Annotated in this window: 14 protein-coding genes and 1 pseudogene; 6 read left to right on the top strand and 9 right to left on the bottom strand. The window is 61.4% G+C overall.

Going from position 1 to position 19013, the window contains the following annotated elements; all coding sequences use genetic code 11:
• Positions 1 to 37 precede the first annotated feature (37 nt).
• The 3 genes from HAP41_RS34655 to HAP41_RS34645 form a co-directional block, all read right to left on the bottom strand.
• Positions 38 to 1231: a M20/M25/M40 family metallo-hydrolase gene (locus HAP41_RS34655; protein ID WP_166088500.1), complete on the bottom strand. Its 1194-nt coding sequence runs from the start codon at positions 1229 to 1231 to the stop codon at positions 38 to 40.
• Positions 1232 to 1409: 178 nt separating this feature from the next.
• A complete protein-coding gene (locus HAP41_RS34650) occupies positions 1410 to 2174 on the bottom strand; it encodes an outer membrane protein (protein WP_166088503.1) in 765 nt (254 codons plus the stop codon).
• 282 nt (positions 2175 to 2456) lie between these two features.
• Entirely contained in the window at positions 2457 to 3701 is a 1245-nt protein-coding gene (locus tag HAP41_RS34645; RefSeq protein WP_166088518.1) for an MFS transporter, read from the bottom strand.
• Between the two features lie 58 nt (positions 3702 to 3759).
• Between HAP41_RS34645 and HAP41_RS34640 the strand changes: the two genes are divergently transcribed.
• From HAP41_RS34640 to HAP41_RS34630, 3 genes are all read left to right on the top strand, one after another.
• Positions 3760 to 4128: a hypothetical protein gene (locus tag HAP41_RS34640; RefSeq protein ID WP_166088524.1), complete on the top strand. Its 369-nt coding sequence runs from the start codon at positions 3760 to 3762 to the stop codon at positions 4126 to 4128.
• A 408-nt stretch (positions 4129 to 4536) separates the two neighbouring features.
• Positions 4537 to 5757 carry an efflux RND transporter periplasmic adaptor subunit gene (locus tag HAP41_RS34635; RefSeq protein ID WP_166088528.1) on the top strand — a complete coding sequence of 407 codons (1221 nt, stop codon included), beginning with the start codon at positions 4537 to 4539 and terminating at the stop codon, positions 5755 to 5757.
• A gap of 1 nt (position 5758) precedes the next feature.
• Positions 5759 to 8917, top strand: coding sequence for an efflux RND transporter permease subunit (locus HAP41_RS34630; protein ID WP_166088539.1), 3159 nt, complete (start codon positions 5759 to 5761; stop codon positions 8915 to 8917).
• Positions 8918 to 9107: 190 nt separating this feature from the next.
• Here the strand turns inward: HAP41_RS34630 and HAP41_RS34625 are convergent, their stop codons facing one another.
• From HAP41_RS34625 to HAP41_RS34610, 4 genes and pseudogenes are all read right to left on the bottom strand, one after another.
• On the bottom strand, positions 9108 to 11645 hold the full coding sequence (locus tag HAP41_RS34625) for a hypothetical protein (protein ID WP_166088546.1): 2538 nt from the start codon (positions 11643 to 11645) through the stop codon (positions 9108 to 9110).
• Between the two features lie 135 nt (positions 11646 to 11780).
• A pseudogene (locus HAP41_RS34620) lies at positions 11781 to 12616 on the bottom strand (IS5 family transposase).
• A gap of 293 nt (positions 12617 to 12909) precedes the next feature.
• Positions 12910 to 13227, bottom strand: coding sequence for an SdpI family protein (locus HAP41_RS34615; RefSeq protein WP_166088553.1), 318 nt, complete (start codon positions 13225 to 13227; stop codon positions 12910 to 12912).
• Positions 13228 to 13369: 142 nt separating this feature from the next.
• Positions 13370 to 14239 (bottom strand): LysR family transcriptional regulator, encoded by an 870-nt coding sequence (locus HAP41_RS34610; RefSeq protein WP_166088569.1) that lies wholly within the window; start codon positions 14237 to 14239, stop codon positions 13370 to 13372.
• Positions 14240 to 14346: 107 nt separating this feature from the next.
• Between HAP41_RS34610 and HAP41_RS34605 the strand changes: the two genes are divergently transcribed.
• From HAP41_RS34605 to HAP41_RS34595, 3 genes are read left to right on the top strand one after another with little or no spacing between them, the layout of a single operon-like run.
• Positions 14347 to 14991, top strand: coding sequence for an HlyD family secretion protein (locus HAP41_RS34605; RefSeq protein ID WP_166088594.1), 645 nt, complete (start codon positions 14347 to 14349; stop codon positions 14989 to 14991).
• On the top strand, positions 14957 to 15451 hold the full coding sequence (locus tag HAP41_RS34600) for an HlyD family secretion protein (protein ID WP_166088612.1): 495 nt from the start codon (positions 14957 to 14959) through the stop codon (positions 15449 to 15451). The genes HAP41_RS34605 and HAP41_RS34600 overlap by 35 nt, the downstream gene beginning before the upstream one ends.
• Before the next feature lie 17 nt (positions 15452 to 15468).
• Entirely contained in the window at positions 15469 to 16575 is a 1107-nt protein-coding gene (locus HAP41_RS34595; protein ID WP_166088615.1) for an FUSC family protein, read from the top strand.
• 476 nt (positions 16576 to 17051) lie between these two features.
• On the opposite strand, the gene HAP41_RS34590 is transcribed toward HAP41_RS34595, so the two are convergent.
• Both HAP41_RS34590 and HAP41_RS50425 read right to left on the bottom strand, forming a co-directional pair.
• The gene (locus HAP41_RS34590; RefSeq protein WP_063984876.1) at positions 17052 to 18440 is read right to left on the bottom strand and encodes a hypothetical protein; all 1389 of its coding nucleotides are present in this window, start codon (positions 18438 to 18440) and stop codon (positions 17052 to 17054) included.
• 171 nt (positions 18441 to 18611) lie between these two features.
• On the bottom strand, positions 18612 to 19001 hold the full coding sequence (locus tag HAP41_RS50425) for an HGGxSTG domain-containing protein (RefSeq protein ID WP_321576689.1): 390 nt from the start codon (positions 18999 to 19001) through the stop codon (positions 18612 to 18614).
• Positions 19002 to 19013: the final 12 nt, after the last annotated feature.

Genomic DNA, 19013 nt, shown 5'->3' with positions numbered 1-19013 from the left:
CGACAAATGATCTCTCTGAGCTCACGCGCGACCCGCCTCACCGCATCGTCGCGAGCTGCACGGCCAGCGCGCAGGCGCGGTCGTATTCGTCGAGGTTGATCCACTCGTCGATCGTGTGCGCCTCGTTCTGGCCGGCACCGAAGGTCACGGTGGGAACGCCGTGGCGGACCATCCAGTTGGCATCGAGGCCGCCATTGGCGGTGCGGACGTTCGGGGTGCCGCCGACCGCGGACACCGCCTCGACCGCGCGTTTGACGACCGGAAGGTTGTCCTTCATGCGGAAAGGAAAATAGTCGGTCTCGGCCTTGAACTTGACCTTGCCGGACTTGCCTTGCGCGTTCGTCACCTTCTTGGCGGCCTTCTCGAACGCGGCCTTGTAGGCCTTGGTGATCTCCTTGAAGAATTTGCCGTCGTGGCTGCGGCTCTCGCCGCGCACATGGACGTAGTCGGTGACGACGTTGGTGGCATCGCCCGCCGGGCGGCCCTCGCCGCCGGTGACGGGGCCGACATTGCTGGTGCCTTGGCTCTTGCCCTTCACGACCTTGCCGAACCAGCCGCCGGACTTCACGTCGGCGAGCGCGAGCGCCATGATCATGGTCGAGGAGATACCGCGTTCCGGTGCGACGCCGGCATGCGAGGCGCGGCCGAAGATCTCGACATTCCAGCGGTCCGCGCCGACGGCGCCGATGATGACGTTGGAGGCCGAGCCGCCGTCATAGTTGAAGGCCATCGCCGGCGAGCCGAGCTCGTCGAGCTTGACGTGGCGCGCGCCGTAGAGCCCGCTCTCCTCGCGCACGCAGAACAGCAGCGTGATCGGGGGATGATCGAGCTTCTGCTTTTCGAGCTCGGCGGCCAGCGTCACCAGCACGCCGCAGCCGCAGCGGTTGTCGCCGCCGAGTGCGGTCTTGGCCTCGTTGACGATCTTGCGGCCGGACTTCTTCGGCTTGGCGCCGGCGCACAGCGGCACGGTGTCCATATGGGTCATGAACATGATGCGCGGCTGGTTGTGCAGCGCGCCGCGGCCGGGCAGGTCGACGATGAGGTTGCCGGTCTCGGTCGGCACGGGAATGCGGGTGTTGGCGTCGTCGAGCCGGATCGCCTTCGCCGGCACGCCGCTCTCCTTCAGCGCGGCGGTGAGCTCGCGCCCGATCGCCGCCTCCTGTCCGGTGACGCCCTCGACGGAGAGGAAGCGCATGAGGCGATCGGTGGCGGCTTTGGTGTCGACAGGCATGAGATGGTCCTTTGATGCACGGTACGCGTCAGCATCCTTCGCTGCGCCGTGTTTCGCAAGGCCTCTCGGACAGTCCGGTGAATTTAGGGCGGGGCAGGGACGACCGCATCAAAGCCACGGCGGCTGTTGGCGGCGGCGCGCCGAACACGACGCGCCGCCGACGCTTTCGGCACAAAAATCAGTATCGCGCGACGAGCGGGGCGACAGCCGTATTGAATCGCCAATTCACGCCGAGCATGACGGTTTGCATGTTCTGCCGGACGCTCGCCGGGAAGAAGGGAGTGCCGGCGCATCCGGGATTGCCGGAGCAGTTCAGGGTGTAGCCGTTCGTGCCAAAGTCGAAATAATTGTATTCGGCCTTCAACGACAGGTTTGGTAGCAGCGTATATTCGAGGCCGGCACCGACGACGAATCCCGTCACATCGCGCGACCCCTTGAAATCAGCCGTGAATCCGGCGAAATCGGTCTCCGTCATCTGATGGTTGAAGTGGGCGAAGGCGGCGCCGCCCTTGGCATAGAACAGCACGCGATCGAAGGCGTAGCCGATGCGGCCGGTCGCGGTGGCGACGCGATCGAGCCGGGTCGTCAGCAGGAAGCCGAAGCCGCCGCCCGGAGTCAGTGTCGTGGCGGTATCCTTCATGTCGGCCCAATCGAACTGGCCTTCGATGCCGACCACGAGGGAGCCGACCTGATAGTCGCAGCCGCCCTGCACACCAGCGAGCCAGCCGCTGTTGTGATCGGCATTGAACGTCGTCCCGGCGATGGGCTGCTGCTCGTTGACCCCGCGGCCGCCGCCGCCATTGCCGCCGACATAGCAACCGGTCCAGGAGAACGCCGGGGCCGCGGGCGCCGCCTTGTACGGCATCGACACGTCCGCCGCCATGGCCGAGGTCCACGTCGAAACGGCCAGCGCAATGGCGCTGAAAAGGGTTTTGGTGGTCATGCGAGGATCTTCCTTCAACTAACGGCAATGGCGCCTGAAGCGCATCGTGCGGGTCGGCATCGCACAGGCCAGCGACTTCATCTGGTGAGTTGTCCGACTTCGCGATCGGGTCACAATATCCGGCGAGTCATGCGACGGCTGTAACCACCGGGTCACAGTGGAAATAACGGCCACTGCAGGTTGCGACTTTTCACAGAGGCTGGCGCGACAGGAAGAATCGGGAATGTCGATAACAGTGCGCTGGGCTGGGCGTAGCCGGCCACGCTGTTGTGCGAGGCCGCTTCAAGCCGTGCGCGTATAGGCCAGGAAGATCAGCGCGCCCAGAAGAAGCGCCGCCGCCATGAACAGCAGCACCGCAGGCAGCCCCGCGAATGCCGCCACCGCGCCTGTCATCGATTGCATCAGGGCGGCGCCGAGGAAGAAGGCGAGGTTGATCGCCGCGAGCGCCTTGCCCGCGGTTTGCGCATCGACCAACTGCCGCGACATGCCGAACAGCAGCGGCTGGGCGGAGGTCGCAAGGCCAATGAGCACGAACAGCACGAGATCATATTGCGGCGGCATCACGGGCACGCCGAAGAGCATCGAGACCGCATAATGCGGCGCCCCCAGCGCCATCAGCGCCAGCAGCAGCGCGCCGACCATATGCGTGCCCGCCACCAGCTCGCGGCGGCGACTGAGCCTGCGGTCAATCATGCCGATGCACAGGGGACCTGCGATCATCGCCAGCGTGAATGCGCCGAGCTGGTTGCCGGCCTCGACTCGCGTCAGTCCCTTGACCTCCATCAGCCAAGGCCCGCCCCATAGTCCGCGCAGCACCAGCGAAGTCGCAAGCGACACCAGCGCCAGCGCGATCAGGCCACGCAGGGGGCGCGAGAGTCCGAGCCTGAGCACCTCGATCATCTGCGACAGCGGCGAGGACTCGTCCTTGTGCTCGGCCGGCTGCCTCGGCACCAGCAAGAACACCGCGAGTGCGACGAGGACGCCGCCGAGCGCCGAGATCCAGAACCCGGCACGCCAGCCGTAATGATCGACCACGAAAGCGAGCGGGCTCGACGACAGCAGCATGCCGATATTGCCGATCGAGAGGATCGCGCCGGACCACAGCCCGAACCGCGCCGCCGACAATTGCTTGGCCGCCAGCGTCATCGGGCACATCAGCATGCCTGATGTCGCGATGCCGAGCATCACCTGCCCGACCGCAAAACTTTCCGGCCCCGTCGCGAATCCCGACGCGATGGCGCCGATCACGGTTCCCATAAGCAGGCTCAGCGACACCGGCCGCACGCCGAAGCGATCCATCGCCGCGCCGACCGGAATCTGCGCGGCGGCAAAGGCAAAGGGATAGACCGAGGTGAGGCTCGCCAGCGCCTGCGGCTCCATGTGGAAATCCGCCGCCATCAGGTCGAGGCTGACGGCGGGAATCGTGCGCAGCAAGGTCGAGAGCATGTGCCCGCAGGCGAGCGCAAGCAGCGCAAAGATCAGCGCGCGGGTGCCATCTCCCGCGTTATCAGTGGCAACCGCACTCATCAGCGTCCCGTCCCGGCGAGGGTTTCGGCCGGGTTACACGATTGGCGGGACGGTGCCAATGGGGTCTTCCGGACCTTCGTTCCTCGTTGAAGGCAAGCCGGACATCGCTGACATCCGTGCGAACGCCGGTTGGCCGACACGCCTGCCGCTGAAACTGCGATTCGTCGTTACGCCGTCAGTTGATGACGAGCGCTGTTCAATTCCTGCATTCCGATTTATCGAAGCAAAGGTTCGATTGCTCGAGCCTGGAAAAGTCCTCTGTTGCAATGAATACGAGAAGCCCGAGCAGAACCATTGCCGCGATGTTGGAACGCATGCTGGGGCGGTTCTCGACAGCGGGGCGATGGTGTTCGAACTTCGAGAGGTCGAGCATCCGCAAAATGTTGCCGGATCGTGCGTGATCAACCGGATCTCTGCCGCTTCCTGATCGCGTCCGAAACGGTACGACATTTCCCTGGTGGTTCGGTTGATCAGCCTTCATCCCGCGCCTCGTTCCCATCAAGCAGCGCTTGCTGAATTTCAATGATAAGGCCTGACTTGAGGCGAGCGATCCTGAAATTCGCGAGCGCCGGCGCAATTCAGCGTGATGCCGCGGTGACCTCTTACGTCTCTCCATTTCGTTTCTGTTTGTTTCTGCCTTTCCTTCGTTGGACGCTTTGATTGCGCGACTGCGTTTTGCAGCGAGCGAACATGAAAATTTGTACAGATTTTCGCACGCGATCGTCATTTTGACGCAGGGATTTTGTCCGCGATACTTCCAATCCGAGGCGGCGGTTTCACCTGCAATCAGTCGGGTCACCCGTAGGCAGGTACAAACAGTTAGAGGGCCATCAATTTGTCAACGCGACCGAAGCTCAGCGTTGCGCTGTTTGGAATCCTTGCAATAGCCGCGGTGGCCTATGGCGTATGGTATGAGCTCCTCGGGGGCGTCAAGCCAGCCGCAGCGGCCGCCCAAAGCGCTGCCAGTCAGGCCGCGGCGAAGATTCCCGTCACCTCGTTCGTAGTGAAGAAGGCCGACTTTCCCGTGCGCGCCTACGGTCTCGGAGTCGTCTCGCCGTTCAAGACGGTGACGGTCAAGAGCCGCGTCGACGGTCAGATCATCAAGGTGTTCTTCAAACAGGGGCAGATGGTGAAGGAGGGCGATCCACTTCTGGAGATCGATCAACGCCCCTTTACCGCGGCTCTCGAGCAGGCGGTGGCGAAGAAGGCCCAGGACGAGGCCAATCTGAGGAACGACCGGTTGAACCTGGAGCGCTTTCAGAAGCTCGCGAAGCAGCAATTCGAGACCCAGCAAAATCTCGATACCCAGCAGGCCCTGGTCGATCAGATGATCGCGCAGGTGAAGGGCGACGAGGCCGCCATCGACAATGCGCAGACCAATCTCGGCTACACCTCGATCAAGGCGCCGATCAGCGGACGAACGGGTTTCCGGCTGGTTGACCCCGGCAACATCGTGCATGCCGCGGATACGACGGGGATCGTCACCATCGCCCAGCTTCAGCCGATCGCCGTGCAGTTCACGGAGCCTGAAGAGCAATTGCAGGCCATCGACAAGGCCTTTGACGCCGGTGAGGTGCCCGTCGAGGCGCTGACCTCGGACGGAACCAGGACACTGTCGCAAGGCAGGCTCGTGGTCATGGACAATTCGGTGAACCAGGCCACCGGGACCATCAGCCTGAAAGCGCGCTTCGACAACAAGGACAATGCGCTGTGGCCCGGCCTGTCGGTCACCACGCGGATGCTGATCGACACGCGCAAGGACGTCATCGTCGTGCCGCAGGATGGCGTGCAGCACGGGCCGTCGGGTCTGTTCGCCTATGTGATAGGCGACAATGGCAAGGTTAGCGCGAGGCCGATCAAGGTCAGCCAGAGTGGCGATGCAAATGCGGTGGTCTCCGAAGGGCTGAACGTCGGAGACAGGATCGTGGTGGCCGGACAGTCACGCCTGTTCGATGGCGCGCTGGTCGAGGAAGCGCCTGCGGCTGCGCCGATGGCGGATGCAAGCGCCACTGCCACTCCGGCCACGAGCGGAACCAAGACCGGATCGGCTGACTGACATGGCTGGCGGTATCTCGGCTCCCTTCATTCGCCTTCCCATCGCGACGTCGCTGCTGATGGTCGGCATCGTCTTCGTCGGGATCATCGCCTATCCACAATTGCCGGTGGCGCCGCTGCCGGAAGTCGACTTCCCCACCATCCAGGTCTCCGCCAACCTTCCCGGCGCGGATCCGGAAACGATGGCTTCTTCGGTCGCGCAGCCGCTTGAATCGCAATTTGCGCTGATTCCCGGCGTCTCGGAGATGACGTCGCAGAGCCAGACCAGCTCGACCCAGATCGTTCTGCAGTTCGATCTCTCGCGCAACATCGACGGTGCCGGCTCCGACGTGCTCGCCGCCATCAATGCCGCGAGCGGGCAATTGCCCAAGAACATGCCGACCCCGCCGACCTACCGAAAGGTCAATCCGGCCGACTCACCCATTCTCACGCTCGGCGCCACCTCGACGACGCTGCCGATGACGCAGGTGTCCGACGAGACCTACACCAAGCTCGCGCAGGCGATCAGCCATATCAGCGGCGTCGGCCAGGTCAGCGTCGGTGGACAGCAGGCGCCGTCGATCCGCGTCCAGATCGATCCCGCCAAGCTGGTGGCCAAGGGCCTGTCGCTGGAGGACGTGCGCACCCCGCTCTCGGTGATCACCGTCAACAATCCCAAGGGGACCCTCAACGGAGACACCCGCACCTACACCGTCTATGCCAACGACCAGTTCACCAAGGCCGAGGCCTGGAACGACATCGTCATCGCCTATCGGAACGGCAGTCCCGTCCGTGTCGGCGACATCGGCCATGCCGTCAGTGCGCCGCTGGACAATACCCAGTACGGCTGGGTTGACGGCAAGCCCGGCGTCTTCCTGGTCATCTTCAAGCAGCCGGGCGCCAACGTCATCGACACCGTCGACAGCGTCATGAAGCAGCTGCCGCACCTGCAGGCGGGCATCTCGCCGGCCATCAAGGTCTCGGTGCTGTCGGACCGCACGCAGACGATCCGCGCGGCGGTGAAGGACGTGCAGTTCACGCTGCTGCTGACGATCGGCCTCGTCGTGATGGTGATCTTCGTCTTCCTGCGCAGCGTCTGGGCCACCATCATTCCGTCGATCACGGTGCCGCTTGCGTTGCTGGGCGCCTGCGCGCTGATGTGGATCGCCGGCTACAGCCTCGATAATCTGTCACTGATGGCTCTCACCATCGCGGTCGGCTTCGTGGTCGACGATGCCATCGTGATGCTGGAGAACATCACCCGCTACATCGAGGAGGGCGAGACGCCGATGGCCGCCGCGCTCAAGGGCGCGAGCGAAATCGGGTTCACGATCATCTCGATCTCCGTTTCGCTGATCGCGGTCTTGATTCCGCTATTGCTGATGAGCGGCATCATCGGCCGCCTGTTCCGCGAATTTTCGGTGACGCTCGCGATGACGATCGCCGTGTCGGCCCTGGTATCGCTGACGTTGACGCCGATGATGGCGTCGCGCTTCCTCAAATCGCACGACGAGGAGCATCACGGCAGGCTCTATATGCTCAGCGAGCGGATGTTCCAGGCCCTCGTGAACGGCTACGAGCGCGGCCTCGACCTCGTGCTGCGTTTCCGCTTCATCACCTTGATGGTGTTCTTCGCGACGATCGCGCTGACGGTCTATCTCTTCGTGATCATCCCCAAAGGGTTCTTTCCGCAGCAGGATACCGGGCTGATCACCGGAATCGTCGAAACGTCGCAGGACGTGTCGATCGCCGATATGGCGAAGCACATGCAGGAGATCGGCGCGATCGTGCTGAAGGACCCTGCGATCGACCACATGGCGATGCGGATGGGCGGAAGCGGCAATACGCTCAACGACGGCACGATGTACATTACGTTGAAGCCGCGGGATGAACGCACCGACTCGGCCGACCAGGTCATCCGTCGTCTGCAGGTCCAGACGGCGAAGGTCCAGGGCGCGCGGCTCTACCTCCAGTCGGCGCAGGACGTACGTGTCGGCGGCCGGGCCTCCCGGACGCAATTTCAGTTCACGCTGCAGTCGACCGATATGGACCAGCTCAACACATGGGCCCCGAAGCTGCTCGCGAAGATGAAGGAGATGCCCGAGCTTCGCGACGTCGCGTCCGACCAGCAGACGTCGGGCACGACGCTGACGCTGTCGATCGACCGCAATCAGGCCGCTCGTTTCGGGATCACTCCCGACGTGATCGACGCGACCCTGTATGACGCATTCGGGCAGCGGGAAATCGCGACTTATTTCACCCAATTGTCCACCTACTATGTCGTCCTCGAGGTGCTGCCCTCGCTCCAGAAGAATCCGTCCACGCTGGAGCAGATCTACCTCCGCTCACCGACGACGGGGGGAGAGGTGCCGCTGTCGGCGTTCACCAAGTGGACCACGGCTCCGGTCCGGCCTCTGGCCATCAACCATCAGGGACAGTTTCCCGCGGTGACGATCTCCTTCAACCTCGCGCCCAACGTCGCGCTCGGCCAGGCGACGCAGGCGATCGACGCGATGGAAAAGCAGATGAACGTGCCGGCCGCGATCACCTCGACTTTCGCAGGCACGGCGAAGGCATTCCAGGAGTCTCTCTCCTCCGTGCCTTTGCTGATCGTGGCGGCGCTGATCGTGGTCTATCTCATTCTCGGCGTGCTCTACGAGAGCTACATTCACCCCTTGACGATCCTGTCGACTCTGCCGTCGGCCGGTGTCGGCGCTCTGGCGACGCTCCTCATCTTCCATTTCGACTTCAGTTTGATCGGGTTGATCGGCCTCGTCCTGCTGATCGGCATCGTCAAGAAGAACGGCATCATGCTGGTCGACTTCGCGATCGCGGCGGAGCGGGATCAGGGCCTGTCGCCGGTTGAGGCCATTCGAAGGGCATGCCTGCTGCGCTTCCGTCCGATTCTGATGACCACGATGGCGGCGGTGCTCGGCGGCGTGCCGCTGATGCTCGGCCACGGGACCGGTTCGGAGCTGCGTCAACCGCTCGGCTACGCCATGGTCGGCGGTCTCTTGGTCAGCCAGGTCCTGACGCTCTTCACCACGCCGGTTGTCTATCTTTATCTGGACCGTGTCTCGCAATGGTTCAGTCCGAAACCACACGCAGGAAGCGATCCTCAGGAAGAGGACGTCGTCGAAGAGCTGGACCGGAAGAAATCAAGGGTCTTTGCGGCGGAGTGACTGTTTGATATCCGCGCCGACGGCGGCGAGTGCGGTCCGGCCAATCGGCAGGTTTTTGATGGTGGCTCTGCCGGCACTTCACATGTCGGCTCTCAGGGGAGCTGACAGAAACCGAGGAGTGCTCGATAGATGCGAATGACCCAAAGCGGTCCTTCACTGCATCAGAGAGCCTGGCCGCGAAACGGTATTGCTAGCGAGTGAACTGATAATCGATCCAAACCTGAATTTCCGATAGTCCGCTCAAGTCCAACGAGCCCGCTTCGATTTCGTGCGGCTCAATCGTCACGTCCCAATCTCCGCCCACGCCGCGGCCCCAGATGGCCAATGACGTAGGAGCATCGATCGGTGGGTCGGTGTTCTCGACGGGGCGGTCCAGCCGCGTCGTTTCCGCCCGGCGATTGACGGTCTGGGGCGCCAGATGTTGCACCTCAACCGTTCCCTCCAGTCGACGCTGCTCATACTGCGCGCCGTGCCGCACCACGCATGAGATTTCTCCGCTTTGATTGCGCGCTCCAACAAAGGAGACGAGCACGTTCTTGACCTTGGTCTCAAAGTGGCTTTCGGGCAGGTCCGTCGCTTCAAGCCGAAAGCTGAAGCTATGTGTATTGCGGAGCGATGCTAATTCCGGACCGTCCGTGAACGAGAGCCTATGGGTGTCCCAGTCGGGCCTGGCGTCAAAGTAGGAGATATAGGACAGCTGCATATTGACGGGGTTCAGGATGCTGCCCCAGGACGCGATCAAGGCGTTTGCGAGAGCGGCTTCGTCCTTTTCGCCTTCGTAGAAGGCCCGGCTGACGTCCGGACTAATCATTCCAGCATCCAGGAAGACGTTCTGTTCCTGGTCGTCGAGCGTATATATTTCGACCGATCTTTGCGCCCGGAAGGCCAGTGTCTGCAGCGATTGGGCCTTTGAGGCTGCTATGTCTATGGCAGCCAGTCCAACTTGCCGAATCGTGTGCTGCCTGTTCAGCAGGTCGGATATCAGCTTATTCACCGATGCAACCACCGCTTCGGCCCGCGCAAGTTTGGCGGTTGCGGCGTCAAGGCGCTGCTGGGCCAAGGTCGCCCGGCTCCCGGCAAGCATCAGTTCGTGAGCCAGTTCGGCACCCTGTTTGACCAGCGCGACATATTTGGAGCTGTCGGGCGCCGCGGTGGCGTTGAGATTTTGCACCAGCTTCACGAAGCTCACGATGGACTTGCCGCCCTTGACGACAGCGTCGACGTTCTTGCCCACTTCCTCGTAGGCTTTTTTGACCTGCTTGAGGTCTGCGTCCTTGACCTTTGCGTCGTCGATCAGAGCCTTTACGATCGGTTCCGCATTGTCGCTGAGGGAGTTGGAAAGCGCGACCAATGACGGCACAAGCGCGACGACGCTCGCGCCCGCTGTCGGGATCGCGGCTACGATGCTCACCACCGCCGCGCCGATCGACGCCACCGTGCCGAGGAATCCGCCGAAAGAGAAACTCTTGGTCGCCATCACCGGCAGCGCCGTCTGATTTTCGGCGGTCACCTTGTCGAGCCGTTGCTTCGCATAGGTGACTTCGTCAGCCGAATTCTTCAGTTCGGTCTTCGCTATGTCGAGCTCGTCACTGCTGTTTGCGCGCGCCGCGAGGACTTCCGTGAGTTGCTGCGCCGCGAACTCACTCATGACCGCGATTCCCTCCGCGCCCAAAAGCCATGACGTGCCGATGGTCAGGAAGCTCAGCGTCAGGGACCCAAAGCCGGTATAGGCGGCGATGTAGTAGTCAAACCGCGGCAACAGGTCCATTTCGCGCGGCAGGCCCAGCGCGTTGTTGCCGCCACCCTTCCACACCACCTCGTCCGTCCCTGCAACGGGCTCAGGAAAGCCCACCATCTGTCTTTGCAGATGAAGGGCCTCCACATTGTCCGGCTGAAACTGCAGCGCGGCCGCGAGCTCACCTGCAGCAAGCGTCAGATAGCCTGCACGATCGGTCACGCGAGAGTTGTACCTGTGATAAAAATAGTCCCCGACAGCAATACGGAACGGGGCCCAGTAATTGGCGTAAACGCCAAGATCACTGCGCACAAGCGCCAGGAACTCCTCTTCGGAAGCAACGGTGTAAGCGATGGTCGACGAGATGCCCGAAGCTCCGTCCGCGCCAGACGAGGCTTGTTCGTCACCCAGGAACCCTCCGGCACCGCCCGCACCACCGCCACCGCCCTCCGCTTCAAGTGCGGGAAAGCCATCCTCGGTCATGGTCGTGAAGGTCAGCGTGCCGGCATTTCCTCCTGCTCCGCCGCTGGTGCCCATGCTGGGAGGACTTCCTGGCGTGCCGGGAATTATCTCGCCGGGAACCCATTCCTCATGTGTGGTTTCCATGGGCCAGGGATCGGGGACCGTGATCCAGTATCCCTCGATAATGGTGTCGGGCACGCCTTCGGTGCCATCCGCGCCCGTTGCGCCGGCAGCTCCGTGACCACCAGACACGCTGATATAGGCGCCGGTTGATCGCTTACACCGGACAATGACGGTGCCGCCACCCCCGCCGGGGTATGCTCCCCTGGCGTTAATCCCCTTTCCGTTGCCGTGATACTCGTCGGCGATGATGATCAGGGGCTTCTGACCGACTATGAGGTCAACCTCATGGATCACAACTCGCCCAAGTAGAAAGACCGGCCCCGATCCTACAAAGTTATTATAGAAGCTCTGCACATAGGCATTGATGACGACTCTGTCCCGTATATACGGATAGTTGTACGCATCCATGACGTCGTCGCCCCTGTGTTCAGGTGTACTGCCTGGATCATCGTTGGTGTTACAGGTATCTCGCCGTAGCCGTGGTGCACGCTTGAACGCCTCAGCCAGTCATGGGCAACGAAACTCAGAGTCTGTCCGGAAAGATTACCTTGGATTGCATAGCTTTCGCAGCATGAGTCGGATGGAGGCCAGCTTGAGAAAGGCGAGCGCCCTGTGATTGAAGCATTCCCAATCTTTGGACAGTCTTCGGCATCGCCCGAGCCAGGCAAAGGTACGCTCGACGATCCAGCGTTTGGGCAAGACGACGAAACGGTGAGCCTGATCGGAGCGTTTGACGATTTCGAGGTTCACGCGCTTCAGAGCGCTACGCAGCCCCTTCTGGAAATGTGGCCCTTGATATCCGCCGTCGGCGTAGAGCTTCAGAAGAAAGGGATAGAGGCCGAACAACGTTGCCATCAGGAGCACGCCGCCGTCGCGATCCTGGATGTCCGCCGCATGCACGATGGCGTGCATCAAGAGGCCTTGCGTGTCGACGAGAATGTGCCGCTTCTTGCCCTTGATCTTCTTGCCCGCGTCGTAGCCATGGAGATCATGAGGCCCCCTTTTTCAGCGCTTTTCACGCTCTGGCTATCGATGATGGCGGCGGTGGGAGAAGCCTCGCGCTCGGCCCTTTCGCGACATTCGACATAGAGGGCGTGATGAATTTTATCGAGCGTGCCGTTCCAGCTCCACAGATCGAAGTAGCCATACAGCGTCGAGCGCGGCGGCAGGTCCTTGGGGATCGCGCGCCACTGGCAACCTGTGCTCAGGATGTACATCAGCCCGTTGGCAATCTCGCGCAGGTCCACCGTACGCTTGTTGCCGCCGCGCTTGGCCGGCGGGATGCGAGGCGCGATCAGCGCCCACTCCTCGTCGGTCAAGTCGCTCGGATAGCGCAGGCGGCTGCGGTCGTAGCGTGCACGGTTCTCGGTAGTCCACATTGGCGGCGCGTCCCCATCGAATCAGGCCGCTCACCTTGAATCACAACCGATTCATTCGACTCAACATGTTTTGGAACAGACACTCAGTCGAAGGCTAGTCTCAACCGCGGACGGCGCTCTCAAGGGGCACAACCTACGACAGCGCGTCCAAGCTCAAGGGGCGTCCACGCGAGCGGCTGATACCAATACACTAAAGGTTGTGCTTTCACCAGTTTCGGGCCGCCTCAGGCCACCGCGTCACAACACCACATTGATGACCGCTCGTGGCCCTTAGCCGACTTTCACGACCTAGCTCAGTGTGCCGCTCTCGCCTTCATCAAAACGAACAAATGGGAGGCTAAAGCGACCACCGAGAAAATGACTATTCCTAGTTCAACACCGTGCACGCTCTGCGGCGCATAGGTCGAAACCAGCCAAATAAAGAGCCGAACAGCTCCCATGAAGACAACCATTCCCCACATCGCGAACCATTTTGGGGCGCTCCATGTTGGCTCGCCGTTGCGTCCCCACTGCATTGCGATGCGGTCCCGCTCGATACGAGGCGCGAAATAGAGGTTTAGGGTTACAACTAACGCAACAGCCAGACCAAAAACGTAATCTGCGGGTAACATATTTTGCGCCTTCCCGGGCAAGCACACTTGGCCCCTCGTGAGACGAACTGCCGCAATCTATGCTTGTTTGAGCCGAGCCGGTCGCGTCTATTTCCCGTATGGTTGCCAGCAGGTTGAGCGTTGCCCGAGGTCTCCCCCTGTTTCACGCCACCGCCTGGGCAATGAAGTTGCGGACGATCTTCGAGGTCTCGCCACGCCGGAACGCCAGAGCCAAGCGCACGATTGGAGCGTCCCCTTTGACCTCACGATAGGTGACGCCGGTTACATGAAGCTGGCGCATTGACGCCGGCACGAGCGAAAAGCCAAGCTCAGCTGCCACCAGGCTGACGACAGAGCTGATCTGCGGCGCGGACTGCCCGAGGGTCGGCTCGAAGCCCGCCCGCCGACAGGCCGCGATGACTGTGTCAACCCAGGCCGATCCGCGCGGCGTCAGAATGAGCGGATCCCCTTTGAGCCTGATAAGATCGATTTCAGTCGACTTCGCCACCGGATGGCTTGCGGGCAATACGACGAGCATCGGCTCGCTGGAGAGACGCCGAAACTGTAGATCGTCCTCGCCCTCATCGGGGCGCAGGAACACCGCGTCCAGCTCTCCTTCCCGAAGGCCCGCAAGGAGGCGGGATGTGCTTGCTTCCTCCAGCGTCAGATCCACATCGGGATAAGCTCGGCGAAACGATCGGATTGTCGAGGTAACAACGGGATTAAATGGTGCCGAGTTGGTAAAGCCGACCCGCAGCGAACCGATTTGACCCCGCGCAGCCCTCTGCGCGGCGCGAATGGAGCGCTCCGCCTGCATAGGAATGACCCGCACGTTCTCTAGAAAAGTGCGCCCTGCCTCGGTCAGTTCAGCACCCTGGGGAATGCGATGGAAGAGCGCAGCCCCGACTTCGGCCTCAAGATCCTTGATCTGTTGGCTCAGCGGCGGCTGCCCGATTCCAACGCGCGCAGCGGCGCGTGTGAAGTTTTTCTCCTCGGCAACCGCGAGGAAATAGCGGATGTGGCGCAGTTCCATGTCAGTGCCAAAAGCTATCGAGATCGTGCTTCCTATATATTTGACTGCGCGATTATCGAAATCAAATATCTCCTATCGGGGGCGCCGATTGACTTGGACGATCGAAATTGGACCAGAATCTGAACGTCAGTCTGAAAGACAAGTCCATCCCCGAGCCGGCGATTGGGAACATGGAACCCCGTCTCCCGGTTGCTGCACCTTCGCTTTCCGCGACACCCGAACTCGATCGATCGCGCGTTTTTTCGCACCGCCGGCGCGCCTTGCTGTTCCTCCTCGCCGTTGCAGCAACTGTCTTAGCCTGGTGGATATCGGGCTATCTGTTCGCCTATACGGACGACGCATACGTCACGTCCAATGTGCTGTCGATCACGCCGGAAGTTACGGGTCCGATCGCAGCGGTTCTTGTGAAAGACAACGAATGGGTGAAGCGGGGAACCCTCCTCTTTACCATCGATCCGGTTCCGTTCAGATTGGCCGTAGAGCAAGCGCGCGCGGAGGAGGCGCGAACTGAGGCGCAGCTGCCGGTCGACCGGGCGCAGTTGCAGGTTCTGCAGGCGCAGAAGGAAGCGGCGGGTGCTGCCGAGAGGCTCGCTGCGGCAAACCTGCGCCGTGACACGCCGCTTGCCCAGTCCGGTACGATCTCCGCGGCAGGCCCTCGACACGACTCGTACCACCGAGGAGCAAAGCGCGGCCCAGCAACATGCTGCCGAAGCTGCCTTGCAGAAGGAGAACGAGACTCTCAGCCTGGATAAGGCTGCCGTCTCATCGGCCCACGCTGCACGTCTTCTCGCCGAATGGCGCTTGGGCTGCACCAAAGTCGTGGCGCCCGGTGATGGTTTCGTGACGCATCTTGCCATTCAAACTGGCGACATGGTTTCCACGAGCCAGGCAGCGGTTGCGATCGTCGATGGAAACGCCTGGCGCGTCGTTGCCAATTACAAGGAATATTATCTACGACACCTCCATCCCGGCGGCCTCGCCTGGATCTGGCTCGACAGCCATCCCTGGCATCTTTATCGCGCGCGCATCCAAGGTCTGGCGCACGGCATTAGTCGCCAGCAAGGAAGCGAGACACTTGTCCCTTACGTATCTCCAACGGTGAACTGGATTCGCCTGCAACGACGGATTCCAGTTCGATTCACGCTGCTCGAATCTCCTGGGAGCGACCAACTCTTCATGGGCGTCGACGCCCGCGTCCTGGTCATCTACTGATTGGGAGAATCTTGACGATGCCGCTCCTGATATCGGCCCTGCGACCCATACCGCAAGCCCTGGTGCGTGAGCTCAAATCGCTCGAGCTTCGCGGCCCGCGCGCCAGAGACGCAGCAAAACTCGTGATCTCGGTGCTGGTTGCTGTCGCGGCGGCAACCATTCTCAACCTTGATGATCTCTCCTGGGCAGCGTTCAGCGGCTACATGGTGATACGTGGCAGCCTCGCCGAGACATTCCGGCGGGGACTGATGCGAATCGTGGGCACTGCCGGTGGAGCACTGCTGGGGCTCCTGCTTGCGCCCAGCGCAGCGGACGCCCCTTTGCTGCTAATCGTTTTCCTCTTCCTTGTGTCATGGATCGGCACCTTTCAGTCGCTGGCGACCAACTACAGTTACGCATGGCTGTTCTTTGGCCTTACGGCCGGGATGGTCATCACCGAGGCGCTCGCCTCGCCAGACTCTGTCGTGCATTTCGCCGCCACGCGGGTGGCGGAGATTACGGTCGGAACGTGCGCATGCCTTGTTGTTGCAAGCCTGTTCCCGGATACACCGAGCCGCAGGGAACAACATGCTTACGACATGCTCTGGTGTGGACGCCTGCGTGATGTGTTGAATGAGAGCTGGCTGCGAGAGAATTGGCTGCTGCTCGAGCACTGTACGCGCGCGGCGCTGGCCGTCGCCTTGCTTCCCCTCATCTGGCGGTGGTTCGGCATTGAGGAGTTCTCACAAACTGCGGTCACATCGTACGTCATCATGATCGTCCCATCGGCCGCGGTGGGGAACCGCCGATATGCTACGATCTACGAGAGGATAGCCCACAGGGCGCTCGGATGCCTGCTTGGTAGCGCGGTCGCTCTTGTCTCTATTGGCCTGTTCGGCACAGGATTGCCGGTAACCGTGCTCACCCTCGCTGCCGGCGTCTGGATCGGCTACCAAATCCAGACAGGACGGGAGATCAACTATCTCGGAACGCAGTTCACGCTCGGGCTTCTCATCACCCTAGTTCAGGGACCAGCTCCGATCACAGATATTACGCCTGGGCTAGAGCGTTTAGTTGGCATCGCGATCGGCTCCGCCATGCTGTGTCTGACGACCTTCGCTTGGCCTTTGGTTCAAGACCAGTAGCATCTCCGACGGAGGCTAACCGCCGTCTTCCCAATGTCGACCGACCAGTCTTCGTATGTCCCCTCAAGCGGCCGGACATCGCGAATGCGATCGTCGAGCCGAACCGTGCTTCAGGTCTCAGCGTGTCAGCTGACGGAGGTAAACCCGACACACCCCGCGCTTACCCCTGATCGCTGCTTTTGACCCAAAGCCGACCTCTGCTGAGATCCGCTATTGCGCCGCTATCAGGGGCACAGCGGACCTCATACGCGCCCTGACTGCCGGGCGTTCTGCGAGTACAAGCCTCGGTGCGCCTCGTGAAACCGGCTCAAGAACCTTCAGCCGTTTCGCTGCGCGGCTGGCGGATGGTTTCCTCGGGCGTGCCGATCCTCGGCCATGATGCCGGCATTCATGAAGCCGACGCAGGTCGAGACATCGGAAGAAGGCCATCTCGTGCGTGACCAGCATGATGATGCCTTCGGCGCTTCTCGCCCCGGTCACCCCTTGGCAGCAACGTACCCATAAAAATTCATAAGAAAGTCCCGAACGGCGAGGGGCTTGACAGCACCGGTTTTTTCCTGCGGATGCGGTATCACGTAGTCTCCATCGCCATATGAGAAGACCTTCGCCTTCACGTACCCGTTCATCACTTGTATCTTCTCGCGCAGCACGACCCAGTGCATTGTAAACGCGGAGCCTTTATCGGACTGGTCGTCATAGTCGATCATATTGGCGCTTATGAAAAGACATACGCGATATCCGCTGTCGAGCAGCCGGTTGGCTTCGTTTACATCGTCGATGTCTTTGTTGTATCGCGAAATGTTGGTATTCTCCCGCACGTCCCGGTATCCTGCCTTGCGAAACCATTGCTCCATTTCGCTCGGCAGGGTGACACCCGCAAGATCGCTGATCTTGCCTGTGTCGTCGAAATCGAGGAACCAGTTCTCCGAATCGCGTATGGAGGCGCATGTCAGCCAATCGACGTGGTCCAGCGACCAGGGTGGCGTGAAGTTCCTCACATCCTTTCCCGGCTTGATCAGCAGGCGGCCAAGGTTCGCCTGCCCCTTCTGATAGAGATCGATCGCGAACCGCGCGTAAGACCCTGGCTTGTCGGACGCGTAGCCGAACATCAGGGCGGATGGCCCGCACAGACTTCCCTGATCTTGATTGATGAGGCTCGGCTTCGCAATGCGCCTGAGAATACCTATGCCGACGCGGTGTGGGTCGAGCTTCGGAAAGAACGTCGTCCTCGTGTTTTTCAGGAAATCGCAGACCATTTCCGCGGCTAGTTTTTTCTGGTCGGAATTGAGGTCGTACGGTCCGATCCCGCGCTTCTCCTTGTATTCTTCTCCGACGAAGAGCGTGATGAGCTTTTTCGAGGTGGGGGAGAGCGTTCTGGAGGTGTTCGCAATGGTGGTCAGGTCGTCCAGCTCGAATGCGGTGACCATGCCGTCTGCGACGGTAGCCCGGATGATGTCAACGATCTCTGCGTAGTCCAGCTTTGAATCGTCGATGAGGCCTTTGCGAAGTGCAGCATCGACGGAAGGAGTCGCGATTGCGTCCCATTGGCCCTTTGGCAGGGCGGGCTTGGCAGCCGCCTTCGTCGACAGTTCAACGAGCCGACTGAATGTCGGGCCGGCAGGCCGAACATAGCCGTCAGGCGTGCCGGGAAAGTTCTTCTTTTGGAAGTACAGAATCGAGTTGTAAAGGCCGTCGCTGGCGTAACCGGTCACGACCATCTGTGGTTTAAGCGTGTTCTCGGCGCCGCCGTCGGAAATGGCGATCTTGTTGAGCAGCGAAATGACCAGCTCCTGATCCTTTTTCCAGTTTTGGCAGCTGCGCCCTGTCGTCGCGAACCGTCCGACCTTGTCTTTCAACTGCAGCATATCGCGCCTCCCCGGAACGGGAATGCTGCCTCGAACGTCCTGACATGCAGCCGAGGCAGGCGCTGTGGCAAGTTTTCCCGCTGTAGGGTTGGTCGCCCCTGCCGTCCCTTGTGTTCATTCGCAAGGACAGCGGTCGCCCTGTGGCGAGGTTCACGAATGCGTTATGTCTGCCTATCGGGGTAGACCGGAATTCGTCGGCGCACCGCTAGAATGTCGCGAATGGCCCATCGCGACCTCTTGTGCTGCCGCACGAACCTGGTCGCTATTGGGGCAAAGCAGGCGTAGCCTTCGTCGCATCACGCCGCGGGGTTTATGGGTACACGGCCTAGCCCAGCTCTTGCAGCAGCTTCCGCGTCTCGCCAGCAGCGCCCGTATCGCCCTTCGTTCTGCGATCCGGTCTTGCGTGAATAGCCCATGCTTCCGCGCATTCTGATTTCCCCTCGGTGCGCCTGATCTCGCGGCGCTGCCATGCATGCGACAGCGGGTCTTGCCGTGCACCGCCGGCGCGAGGCAGGCGGTGCCGGTGCGTGTCCTGGCGCCGCAGCGCGGACTCGCCTGCATCGCAGCCGTGTT

This window comes from Bradyrhizobium barranii subsp. apii (assembly GCF_011516635.5).
Taxonomy (GTDB): Bacteria; Pseudomonadota; Alphaproteobacteria; order Rhizobiales; family Xanthobacteraceae; genus Bradyrhizobium; species Bradyrhizobium barranii.
This window is presented reverse-complemented; position numbering and strand designations above follow the sequence as displayed.